The following is a 12,171-nucleotide window of genomic DNA, read 5'->3' as shown; positions in this document are numbered from 1 at the left end:
TTATGAAGAAATTTTAAATTTCAAAAAATAATTAATATTTAAGTGCGGCCCATTTACCAGAATTAATAGGCGAAATTTTATTCAAATTATCAACTAAATCTGTGATGGGAATACTTGGTCCGCCTGTAAAAACTGAAGTAATTTCGTCTGATTTGGCATCAAAAAAAACACGGGTTAAATAAGCATTAGGTTTTGAATTATACAATTTATTCAAACCTAAAATGGCTGTTTTTACTCTTTCTTTAGCTGTCTTCACATTATCAGTCATTTGATCCAATCCTTGGTGATAATCGAAAACCGTTTTTCGAATTTCAGTATAGGTAGGCGACAATAAATCGTTGATTAAAAAATAGCGATTTTGGTTTCCGTCTAATTGACTCCAGCCTTTATATCCACTTTGCTGCGCAACAGTTGCGATAGTTTGTGCAATTTGAAAATTCTCATCACCAGCTTTCATTTCAAAAGTATCGCGATCAGAACCTAAAATAATGTAGGTATAAAAAGAAATTACAGAAATTAAATTCGTTTGAAAAGTATTTGCATTAAATACTAAATTTTCAAATTCAGTATACGTAAAACCAAAATCTTTATCGTTAATATTTAAAACAGGAGTTTCGTATGAAGAATTAAATACAGGTCGGGAAGATTGAACTTGGATAGTAGCAACAAATTGATCTGAACTATGCGACATCAAAGTGATATACATCGAACAATTAATTTTTTCCTGTTGTTTGAAATTCTGTCCCGTCCAATCTGTCTTATTGACGAATTCATTGAGGGAAGTTTCCAGCGTTTTATAGATTTGTTGATTGGGATTACCCATTTTTTGCGCATTAACCGTTACGGTGCAGTTCAATTGTTGCCCATGAACAAAACTAATACTTAAAAACAAAAAAAAGACCACTATCTTATTCATAAAAATGCGCTATTACTTTATTTATAATGTCATCAGCAACTGCTTCTTTGGATTTTAACTCCATCGGTTCAATAGTAAAATCTTTATCAATAAAAGTAACTTTGTTGGTCATTTTTTGAAAACCAGCTCCTTCATCCTGCAAAGAATTTAAAACAATCAAATCTAAGTTTTTTTTCTGAATTTTAGCCTTTGCATTCTCAATTTCATTTTCAGTTTCTAATGCAAAACCAATTAAAAACTGGTGTTTTTTATTTTCTCCAAGTGAGGATAATATATCTTTAGTTTTCTCTAATTCGATTACGAAATTTTCGGCTGCTTTTTTAATTTTTTGATCCGCGACATTTTTAGGTCTATAATCTGCAACGGCGGCTGCAGCTATTGCCACATCAACATCAGCATAATATTGATGACAGGCATCATACATTTGTTGAGCAGAAACTACCTTAACAAGTTTAATCAAAGAATGAGTAGCCTCACAATGCGTAGGTCCTGAAATTAAAATTACCGATGCACCTAAATTTGCGGCACTTTTAGCAATATCAAAGCCCATTTTTCCAGAAGAATGATTTCCAATAAAACGAACGGGATCGATAGCCTCATATGTAGGCCCTGCTGTAATTAGAATTTTCTTTCCTTTTAAAGGTAATTTGCTTTCTAAATCAGCTTCTAGGAATGCTATTATATTTTCAGGTTCAGCCATTCTTCCTTCACCTGACAAACCACTGGCTAATTCTCCACTTTCGGCAGGAATCATGATATTACCAAATTGTTTTAAGGCTTTAAAACTAGCAATTGTAGAAGGATGTTTGTACATATCTAAATCCATTGCTGGCGCAAAATAAACAGGACATTTAGCTGAAAGATAAGTAGCTATAAGTAGATTGTCACAAGTACCATTTGCCATTTTAGACAAGGTATTTGCAGTTGCAGGAGCAACAATCATTACATCTGCCCAAAGTCCAAATTCTACATGATTATTCCATTTTTCATCTTCTTCGTCTTGATTGTAAAATGTAGAATAAACTGGATTTTTAGATAAGGTAGATAATGTAAGTGGGGTTACAAAATCCTTAGAAGCAGGTGTCATTATCACTTGGACATGTGCACCTGCTTTTATAAAAAGTCGAACTAAAGACGCTGTTTTATAGGCGGCAATTCCGCCAGAAACACCTAGCAAAATTTTTTTACCGCTTAAAACTGACATCTTATCTTATTTATTTGATTCTCTGTAATAAATTTTACCATCTAACCATTCTTGAACTGCTAAAGCATGTGGTTTTGGTAATTTTTCATAGAATTTTGAAACCTCGATTTGCTCTTTGTTTTCAAAAACTTCTTCAAGACTGTCATTATAGGTAGCAAACTCTTCTAATTTTTCAGTCAATTCTTTTTTGATTTCAGAATTGATTTGGTTTGCTCTTTTAGCCATAATGGTAATTGCTTCATACACATTTCCAGTAGGTTGCTCAATAAGCGTTTTGTTATACGTTATTGTGTTTACTGGAGCATTCGTCTTTTTTAAATCCATGACTTTTTTATTTAGTATATTTTTGTAATTCTTGTTCAACTCGAGCATACATTTCGTCTGCCTTTTCTTTATATTTAGTATCTCCTTTAAATTTAATTAAATTTTGATACGAAACTTTTGCAACATTTAATCGGTCTTTCATTTTATCAGGTATACTATTAATACCTAATTGATAAGCAGATTCAAATTTATAATACAAAGCATCTTCTTTGTATTTTGTACCAGGATAATCAATTAAAAAATTATCGAAAGCAACAATAGCCGATTTAAAATCAGAAATGGTATTATAACCTTTTGCATTTTCATACACTTTTTTCTCGATTTTTTCCGATAATTCTTTTGTCAATATATTAGCTTCAGCTAAATACTCTGAATTAGGAAAACGATCAATAAAACCTTGCATTTTCTCAATAGCTTTAAAAGTATCAGCCTGATCTAAACTATATACTGGCGATAAAATAGCATAACTTTTTGCAGCTAAAAAAGAAGCTTCTTGTATTTTTTCACTTTTAGGATAACTAGAAGCAAAACTTTCAAACTGATAAGCTGCCAAATAAAATTGCTTTGTTTTATAGTAGGATTGTGCAAACATATAAAACATCTTTTCTGCTTGAGGTTTTCCTCTATACTCCGTTGCTATTTGTTCAAATAAACGTAATGCTTTTGTATATTTAGCCTGACCATATAAAGTATCAGCCATTTTATATTTAACCGAAACATCTTCACTTTTTAAAGCTTTTTGATATTCATTACATGAACCGAAAAGAACAACAAGAAGCAAAAAGGATACAATTTTTTTCATTATTTTGTGTGTTTTACTTATAAAAGGCAACCTTAGCCTATAAAAAATCATACCGAAGATTCGGTGGCAAATTTAGTTATTAATTTAGCGACTACAAAATATTTCTTTATTTAAAAAAATACTCGCAAATACTCCTATTTATTGATGGTATTTACAAAATTAGCAATTCTTTGTTGCAAATCTTCATCTACCGATACAAGTGGTAAACGAACCGTATTTTCTGAAATACCTAATTCTTTAAATACCTGTTTAATACCAGCTGGATTTCCTTGTTCAAAAATCATATCAATACAATCTGATAATAAATATTGTAGTTTGTAGGCTTCATCAACTTTACGGTTTAAACCTAATCGAATCATCTCAGAAAACTCTTTTGGATACCCTTGCCCTATAACAGATATTACTCCTGAACCACCAGCCAAAACAGTAGCCAAAGCGGTCATATCATCTCCAGAAATTACATGAAAACCTGCTGGTTTGTCTTTTATTAATTGCATCGCTTGAACTATATCCCCAACAGCCTCTTTAATCCCTACGATATTATCAAAATCATTTGCTAAACGCAAAACTGTTTTTGGCAACATATTACTCGATGTTCTACCTGGTACATTATAAATCACAACAGGAATTGGAGAAGCTTCGGCGATGGCTTTAAAATGCTGATAAATTCCTTCCTGAGTAGGTTTATTGTAATACGGAGATACAGATAAAATAGCTTCAAAAGGAGACATATCTCTTGTTTTTAACTCCTCAACAACTTTCATCGTATTATTTCCACCCACACCTAGAACTAATGGTAAACGACCGTTATTAGCCTCAATAACTGTTTTAATTACCAACTCTTTCTCTTCATTATTTAAAGTCGCATTTTCAGCAGTTGTTCCTAAAATTACTAGATATTCAACTCCACCATCCACAGATAAATTCACGATTCTTATTAAAGCTTCAGTGTCAATTGAAAAATCTTCTTTGAAAGGAGTCACAAGAGCAACACCTGTTCCTATTAATGATTGCATGTTATAGATTATATTTTGTTTAAAATTTTTAAATATCTAAATAATTCTTGAACAAAAACTTTATAATTTCCCAGATTAGTAGTAATCATAAAATTATTCAAGCGCTTGTCTATACTCGAAAAACCAACTTTAAATTTAGCCTTCGATTGAGTTGAAACAACAAGTAAAATTGCTTTTTCAACATCATAATAATTAACTAATAAATCAAAATTCTTTTCTAGAAATTCATTCACCTCTTTACTAGTGATTTTTGCTTTTCTATCTAAAAAACCCGATTCTAATCTAACTACTCTAACAGCAAAATCTGCTGTGCTTTTACTTTTAAAAAGGAGTAATTCTATATCTTCTTTAGCTATATCATTAGCGATGATTTCATCAATTAAAGATTGTGTTTCTTTAAAATAACTCTCATCAACAATTAATCCTACTGTTTTTATGAAACCCAAATCAGAATCTAAATTCGCAGTAAGTAAACTACTTTTAATTTTTTTCTTAACTAAAAATTCTTTCAAGTAATTTATAACCATAACTTATTTTATAAGCAAACAAAATTAATTAATTAAGTCAGACTAAAGGTGGCAAATCTAAAAAAGTATAATGATGATTTAAAACTATTTGTTATATTCTTAACACATTTTTCATCAAAAAATGCAAATAACACTCCTTGGAATACAATTAAGAAGTGGTAATCATATTTATAAAATCAATTTCAGACAGGATTGGAATATTTAATTTATTTGCTTTTTCTAATTTAGCTGGCCCCATATTATCCCCCGCAACAACATAATCTGTTTTAGATGAAATCGAACTACCTACTTTTCCTCCATTATCCTCTATAGCATTTTTAAGTTCATCTCTAGAAAATTGTGTAAACACACCAGAAACCACAAAGGTTTTTCCTTCGAGAATAGTAGTAGCATTCAGATTTACTTTTTCTACAATTTCAAATTGAACACCATAATTTTTTAAGCGACTTATAATCACTTTATTCTCTTCATTTTCGAAAAAATCAACTACGCTTTGCGCAATTCGTTCTCCAATTTCGTCCACTAAAACTAAATCCATCAAAGTTGCCTTAGTTAAAGCATCAATGTTTTTGTAATGCTTAGCTAATTTTTTAGCTACTGTTTCTCCTACATAACGAATTCCCAAAGCATACAAAACACTTTCAAAAGGAATTGCTGTCGATTTTTTCACACCATTTACTAAATTCTCTGCAGATTTTTGCGCCATACGTTCCAAAGGCAAAATATCCTCAACTTTCAATTCGTATAAATCGGCATAATTGTGAACCAGATTATTATTGTACAACAAAGCCACCGTTTCACCACCCAAACCTTCAATATCCATCGCTTTACGGGAAATGAAATGCTGAATTCTCCCTATAATTTGTGGTGGACATCCGTAAAAATTAGGACAATAATGATTCGCTTCACCATCATTTCGAACCAATTCGGTTTGACACTCTGGACAATGCGTGATATAAAGTGTTGGCGCTGAATTTTCAGGACGTTTCGCCAAATCAACTGCTATGATTTTTGGGATAATCTCTCCTCCTTTTTCTACAAAAACAGTATCTCCAATTCGGATATCCAATTTTTCAATCTGATCGGCATTATGCAAAGAAGCTCGTTTTACAATGGTTCCTGCTAATTGTACTGGTTCCAAATTTGCCACAGGAGTAATAGCTCCTGTTCTTCCTACCTGATATGAAATAGAATCTAATCTGGTGGCAACCTGTTCCGATTTAAATTTATACGCAATAGCCCAACGAGGGGATTTAGCCGTATACCCTAATTCTTCCTGATATTGAATTTTATTTACTTTGATAACAACTCCATCAGTCTCATATGGCAAATCATGGCGATGTATATCCCAATAATCGATAAAATCAAAAACCTCATGTAAACTATTAGCTATTTTGGCTTCCTTAGGTACTTTGAAACCCCATCTTCTGGCTAATTCTAAACCTTCAAACTGTGATGAAAAAGGTAGTTTTTCACCAGTAACAAAATACAATAAACACTCTAAAGGACGTTTAGCTACTTCAGTACTGTCTTGTAATTTCAAACTACCAGAAGCTGTATTTCTAGGATTCGAATAAGGGGTTTCACCAATTTCAATCAATTCTTGATTCATTTTTTCAAAACCGGCAAAAGGCAAAATAATTTCGCCTCGAATATCAAACCTTTCAGGGTAATCACTACCTTTTAATTGTAATGGAATGGATTTTATAGTTTTAATATTATTTGTCACATCATCCCCCTGAAAGCCATCTCCACGAGTGACAGCACGAAGCAATTTTCCGTTTTCATAAGTAATACTAATCGATGCCCCATCATATTTTAATTCACAAGTATATTGTAAATCGACATCACCTAAAACTTTTTGAATACGGGTTTCCCAATCCAATAAATCTTCTTTAGAATAGGAATTATCCAAAGAATACATTCGATACGTATGCGTAACAGTTTGGAAATTTTTAGTAATTGTACCACCCACCCTTTGCGTTGGCGAATTAGCATCAAAATACTCCGGATGTGAATTTTCAAGATCTTGAAGCTCTTTTAATTTGATATCAAACTCATAATCGGATATCGTTGGATTATCCAACACATAATAATTATAGTTATGAAGATCCAGTTCTTCTCTTAATTTTTGAATCGTATTTAGTACATCCATATAAAAAAATTGGTCATTTTAGTTACTGCAAACAGCGCACTAAAATAACCAATTTAATATAAAAAACATCTTATTTTAAGATTCAATAATAGAATTTATTTGTTTAAATAATTGTCCGTCGCTCAAAAAAGCGCCTTGTTGAATTAATGAAAAAATTGATGTATTTCGCTCTTCCGTAAACACCTTTTTACCTACTTTCATTTCAATAGTTTCGGTAAACATATTATCACTAAGCCATTGCAAACCTTCTTTCGTCAAAAAGTCTACTTCTGGAACTAAGGACTTTAAAACAATTGACTGCACGTAGCTATCAAATGCTTGAAACAAGAAAATATGATTTTTAGAAAAATGCTCTAAATATTCCGCTTTTGATAAAACTCCTTCCCAAATCAAATCAGAAAAAACATCTAATTCTTGCTCTGCCACTTCTGGTTTTTCAACTTTAATTTTATCCCACTCCGCTTTATCAATAGATTGAGTCGCTAAAAAATTAGTAAACTCTGGATGTAATTCTTCAAACTGTTCTTTAGTTAATCTTGAATATTTCATTAATGCTAAATTTATTTCAGTATCTATATTTTAGATCTCGAAACCATTATAATACTTAAAAAAAGAATCTGAAATTAAATTCAGATTAAAAAAAAATCCCGATTTGCATCGGGATTTTAGTATAAGTGATAAGAAATTAAGCTTTTTCAGCAACAATTTCGTAAGGTAAGTCAACAATAACATCTCTGTGTAATCTTACTGTAGCTGAATATTTTCCAGTACGTTTTACAATTCCACTAGTGATGAATTTTCTTTCGATAGTTTGACCTGCTTTTTCTAAAGCTTCAACGATGTCAACATTTGTGATTGAACCAAATAATTTTTCACCTCCTGCTTTAGCAGCGATTTTAATTTCAAGAGCTTTCAAAGCTTCAGCAGTAGCTTTAGCATCAGCAATAATTTTAGCTTCTTTGTGCGCTCTTTGTTTTAGGTTTTCAGCTAATACTTTTTTAGCAGAAGCAGTAGCTAACTGAGCAAATCCTTGTGGGATTAAGTAGTTACGACCGTATCCGTTTTTTACTGTTACGATATCATCTTTAAAACCTAAGTTTTGAACGTCTTTCTTTAAAATAAGTTCCATGTTGTTGTCCTTGTATTTTAGAAGTTAGCCCGCCAACGGCGAGGCAACAACTTAATTAATTATTATTATTTTAATAAGTCAGCCACATATGGCATTAAAGCTAAGTGACGAGCTCTTTTTACAGCTACAGACACTTTTCTTTGGTATTTCAAAGAAGTACCAGTTAAACGACGTGGTAAAATTTTACCTTGCTCGTTTACAAATTTCAATAAGAAATCAGCATCTTTATAATCTACATATTTGATACCTGATTTTTTGAAACGACAATACTTTTTAGTTTTGTTAGTTTCGATATTTAAAGGAGTAAGATATCTGATATCTCCGTCTTTTTTTCCTGAAGCAGATTGTTGTAATGTTGCCATGATAATTAAGCTTTTTGAGATTTAAGTTTTGCTCTTCTTCTTTCAGCCCAAGAGATAGCATGTTTGTCAAGACTTACAGTTAAGAAACGCATAACTCTTTCGTCACGTCTAAATTCAGTTTCAAAAGCTACTAATACTTCAGGAGCTACTTTGAATTCGAATAAATGGTAAAAACCAGATTTTTTGTTTTGGATTTCGTAAGCCATTTTTTTAAGACCCCAATCCTCTTTAGCTACCATTTCTGCTCCTCTACTAGTAAGAAAATCTTCAAATTTGCTTACTGTTTCCTTTACCTGAACATCAGATAAAACGGGATTTAAAATGAAAACAGTTTCATAATGATTCATAAGAAATAATTTATTTTGTTAAATTGGCTGCAAAAATAGTTCTTTTTATTCAACCACCAAATTTAATTTTAAAAAATATCGATGTAATATACTTTTATTCGATGTAATGCAAAAAAAATCGACAAACATTAGTTTTTTAAAAAAATGTATTTAATTTTACACTACCAAATCTATAATTCAAATAATTATGAAACTAAATTGTGTCGTAGTTGATGACAGTTCGATACAAAGGATGATCATCGCAAAATTAGTAAATAATCACCCAAACCTACACTTAGTGGGGGATTTTTCTAATGCAATTGAAGCTAAGAGCTGCATGTCTGTAAACAATGTAGACCTTATATACCTTGATATAGAAATGCCTGTTATTAGTGGTTTTGACTTTTTAGATGGTCTAAAAACCAAACCACAAATTATTTTTATTACTTCAAAGGCTGAATATGCCTTAAAAGCTTTTGATTATGACGCAACTGATTATCTACAAAAACCTATCGCTGTAGATCGTTTTAATGCTTCTGTAAAAAGAGCTTTAGACCTATATCTTCTTAAACAAGATATTAAAGAAGAAGAAGGAGAACACATCTTTATAAAAAGTAATTTAAAAAAGTTAAAAATATTCACTGCTAGAATTAAATGGATAGAAGCTTTTGGAGATTATGTCAGAGTAGTTACTGAAGACGATAGCCACTTAGTGCTTTCTACCATGAAATCTTTTGAAAATGACTTGCCAAGGAAAAAATTTGTACGTGTTCATAAATCCTACATTATAAACATTGACAAAGTTGAACGTTTCAATAGTAAATTTGCTGAAATTGGAACCACTAAAATTCCTTTAAGTAGAAACAAGAAAGAAGATTTAATCAAAGCTCTTTCTTACGCTTAAAAAAATATTAATAAAAGTCTACATTTAAAGTAACTTTTACAGCTCTAAAAGCAGCTACACTCTCAAAACTATTCAATATTTTTTGGATAGTTTTTTTTGTACCCAATACAGAGACCTCTTGAGGAATTTTTACCATTATAGTTCTGATATATTCATTCCTGATTCTATTAATAGGTGGCTCCTCTGGCCCAAGAACTGGAATCCCTAAATTTTGAAATAGAACTTGATACAACCACATAGAAGCTTCTTTTAATTTATTAAAGTCGCGATGTTTTAAACTTAATTTAATAACTCTAAAATATGGCGGATATTTATAAATTAAACGATCATACAATTGTTCTTTATACATTCCTAAGTAATCATTATTAGTGACTTGTTGAATCGTATTATGTAGCGGATTATAGGTTTGAATAATTACTTTTCCTTGTTTTTCTGAACGACCTGCACGCCCAGCTACCTGTACCATGGTTTGAAAGCTTCTTTCAAAAGCTCTAAAATCAGGATGATAAAGCATATTATCTGCATTCATGATTCCTACCAAACTCACATTATCAAAATCCAATCCTTTTGCTAACATTTGGGTACCAACCATAATATCAATTTCTCTGTTTTTGAAACTATCGATAATTTTTTCAAACCCAAATTTTCCTCGAGTAGTATCTTGATCCATCCTACCTATTTTCCGTTCTGGAAATAATTGAATCAATTCTTGTTGAATTTGCTCAGTACCAAATCCTTTAGTCGTTAAATCAATTCCTGAACAGCTATGACAACGGGTAGGTTTAGCAATCGAATAGCCACAATAATGACAACGCAATTCGTTTTTATGCTTGTGATAGGTTAAACTCACATCGCATTGTTGACATTGAGGAACATGACCACAAGTCATACATTCTAACAAAGGCGAATACCCTCTCCTATTTTGGAACAATATCACCTGTTCTCCCGAAGATACAGCTGTCGCTATCGCATCGATTAAAACATCACTAAAATGCCCCGTCATTCGCTTTCGAAAATACTTATCCTTTAAATCAACTAATTCGATTTCTGGCAACATTACATTTCCATAACGCGCTTTAAGTTCCACTAAAGCATATTTCCCTATTGTAGTATTATAATAGGACTCTATACTTGGCGTAGCCGAACCTAACAAAACTTTTGCTTGAAAAAAACTAGCCAACACAATTGCAGCGTCACGGGCGTGATATCTAGGCGCAGGATCCATTTGCTTAAAAGTTTGCTCGTGTTCTTCATCAACAATAATAAAACCTAGATTAGAAAAAGGTAAGAATAATGCCGAACGAGCTCCTATTACAATTTGTGCTTTTTCTGAATTACTTAAAACCTGATTCCAAACTTCTACTCGTTCATTATTATTGTATTTGGAGTGAAAAACCGCCACTTTGTTTCCAAAATGCGCCTGCAAACGAGAAACCAATTGAGTGGTAAGAGCAATTTCTGGTAACAAATACAATATTTGTTGTCCAGTTGCTAAATAATCTTCTATCAGCTTAATGTAAATTTCTGTTTTTCCACTTGAAGTCACTCCGTGTAACAAACAAACTTCTTTATCTAAGAAACTGTTTTTAATTCCATTAAAAGCTTGAAGTTGCGCATCACTTAATTTTAATAATGCATCGTTAGATTCACCTGTAAAATTTACTCGATCTTCTTGAATGAAATAATCCTCTAAAATTTGCTTTTCAATTAAAGCCTTTACTACCGCCGCTGTACTACCTGATGCTTCGGTTAATTCTTTTACAACAATGGGCTTATTATGATTTCTAGCACTAAGTTGAAAATAAGAAAGTACAATTTCTCTTTGTTTTGCAGCATTTTTTAAAACTTCTAATAATTGAGATAATCCTTCATTAGATTCGTACTGGGAATGTAATCGAATATATCGAACTAATTTAGGCTTATACGATTCTTGAATTTCATCTTGCAAAACCACAATATTCTTATCAATCATTTTTTGAATAATGGGAAAAATATTTTTTTTATTCAAAATTCCCATCACATCTTGTACTCGCAAAGAAGATTGTTGTTGCAACGCCTGAAAGACCAAAAACTCATCGTCAGTTAACAAACTTTCATCCACAAAACCTCCTACTTTTTGAGTAATCAAAGTTTCGTTTTCCAATAACAATGCACTAGGAATTGCACCACGATACACATCGCCGATGGCACACATATAATAAGAAGCAATCCATTGCCAATGTTTAATTTGATTTTCAGCAACAATAGGTTTTTCATCTAAGATTTGATGAATTTCTTTTGCTTCGTATAAAAGGGGTTGGTTTTGATGTAAATCGATTGCTAAAGCAGTGTATATTTTACTTTTCCCAAATGGAACCGCTATACGCATTCCTTTTTGTATATAATGGTATTCTGCTTCAGAAACACTATAGGTAAAGGTCTTAGCGAGTGCTAATGGCAAAATTACTTCAACAAAATACATCTATTATTACTTATTCTTTACTATTAAAAACCTACTCTCCACAAA

13 protein-coding genes are annotated in these 12,171 nt (G+C 31.7%); 1 reads left to right on the top strand and 12 read right to left on the bottom strand.

Going from position 1 to position 12,171, the window contains the following annotated elements:
* Positions 1-31 precede the first annotated feature (31 nt).
* The 11 genes from porD to rpsF all read right to left on the bottom strand — a co-directional run bounded on the left by porD (position 32) and on the right by rpsF (position 8,782).
* Complete coding sequence (gene porD / locus P5P90_RS01800; RefSeq protein WP_278035541.1) at positions 32-916, bottom strand: type IX secretion system protein PorD; 885 nt, start codon at positions 914-916, stop codon at positions 32-34.
* On the bottom strand, positions 909-2,120 hold the full coding sequence (coaBC, locus tag P5P90_RS01795) for a bifunctional phosphopantothenoylcysteine decarboxylase/phosphopantothenate--cysteine ligase CoaBC (RefSeq protein ID WP_278035540.1): 1,212 nt from the start codon (positions 2,118-2,120) through the stop codon (positions 909-911). The genes porD and coaBC overlap by 8 nt, the downstream gene beginning before the upstream one ends.
* Before the next feature lie 6 nt (positions 2,121-2,126).
* Positions 2,127-2,444 (bottom strand): DNA-directed RNA polymerase subunit omega, encoded by a 318-nt coding sequence (locus P5P90_RS01790; protein ID WP_278035539.1) that lies wholly within the window; start codon positions 2,442-2,444, stop codon positions 2,127-2,129.
* Between the two features lie 7 nt (positions 2,445-2,451).
* The gene (locus P5P90_RS01785; RefSeq protein WP_278035538.1) at positions 2,452-3,246 is read right to left on the bottom strand and encodes an outer membrane protein assembly factor BamD; all 795 of its coding nucleotides are present in this window, start codon (positions 3,244-3,246) and stop codon (positions 2,452-2,454) included.
* Between the two features lie 134 nt (positions 3,247-3,380).
* On the bottom strand, positions 3,381-4,262 hold the full coding sequence (dapA, locus tag P5P90_RS01780; RefSeq protein WP_278035537.1) for a 4-hydroxy-tetrahydrodipicolinate synthase: 882 nt from the start codon (positions 4,260-4,262) through the stop codon (positions 3,381-3,383).
* A gap of 8 nt (positions 4,263-4,270) precedes the next feature.
* Complete coding sequence (locus tag P5P90_RS01775; RefSeq protein WP_278035536.1) at positions 4,271-4,774, bottom strand: DUF6913 domain-containing protein; 504 nt, start codon at positions 4,772-4,774, stop codon at positions 4,271-4,273.
* A gap of 163 nt (positions 4,775-4,937) precedes the next feature.
* Positions 4,938-6,944: an NAD-dependent DNA ligase LigA gene (gene ligA, locus P5P90_RS01770; RefSeq protein ID WP_278035535.1), complete on the bottom strand. Its 2,007-nt coding sequence runs from the start codon at positions 6,942-6,944 to the stop codon at positions 4,938-4,940.
* 75 nt (positions 6,945-7,019) lie between these two features.
* Complete coding sequence (locus P5P90_RS01765) at positions 7,020-7,493, bottom strand: DUF6495 family protein (RefSeq protein ID WP_278035534.1); 474 nt, start codon at positions 7,491-7,493, stop codon at positions 7,020-7,022.
* Positions 7,494-7,629: 136 nt separating this feature from the next.
* Positions 7,630-8,073, bottom strand: coding sequence for a 50S ribosomal protein L9 (rplI, locus tag P5P90_RS01760; RefSeq protein ID WP_278035533.1), 444 nt, complete (start codon positions 8,071-8,073; stop codon positions 7,630-7,632).
* Between the two features lie 65 nt (positions 8,074-8,138).
* On the bottom strand, positions 8,139-8,435 hold the full coding sequence (rpsR, locus tag P5P90_RS01755) for a 30S ribosomal protein S18 (RefSeq protein WP_026715037.1): 297 nt from the start codon (positions 8,433-8,435) through the stop codon (positions 8,139-8,141).
* Positions 8,436-8,440: 5 nt separating this feature from the next.
* The gene (rpsF, locus tag P5P90_RS01750) at positions 8,441-8,782 is read right to left on the bottom strand and encodes a 30S ribosomal protein S6 (RefSeq protein WP_278035532.1); all 342 of its coding nucleotides are present in this window, start codon (positions 8,780-8,782) and stop codon (positions 8,441-8,443) included.
* 187 nt (positions 8,783-8,969) lie between these two features.
* Here rpsF and P5P90_RS01745 point away from each other — a divergent pair, with 187 nt between their 5' ends.
* Positions 8,970-9,665, top strand: coding sequence for a LytR/AlgR family response regulator transcription factor (locus P5P90_RS01745; RefSeq protein WP_278035531.1), 696 nt, complete (start codon positions 8,970-8,972; stop codon positions 9,663-9,665).
* Between the two features lie 7 nt (positions 9,666-9,672).
* Here the strand turns inward: P5P90_RS01745 and priA are convergent, their stop codons facing one another.
* Entirely contained in the window at positions 9,673-12,126 is a 2,454-nt protein-coding gene (priA, locus tag P5P90_RS01740; protein WP_278035530.1) for a replication restart helicase PriA, read from the bottom strand.
* Positions 12,127-12,171: the final 45 nt, after the last annotated feature.

Source organism: Flavobacterium nitratireducens (assembly GCF_029625335.1).
GTDB lineage: Bacteria > Bacteroidota > Bacteroidia > Flavobacteriales > Flavobacteriaceae > Flavobacterium > Flavobacterium nitratireducens.
Note: the sequence above shows the minus strand (reverse complement) of the source record. Positions and strands in the feature narration are given on the sequence as shown.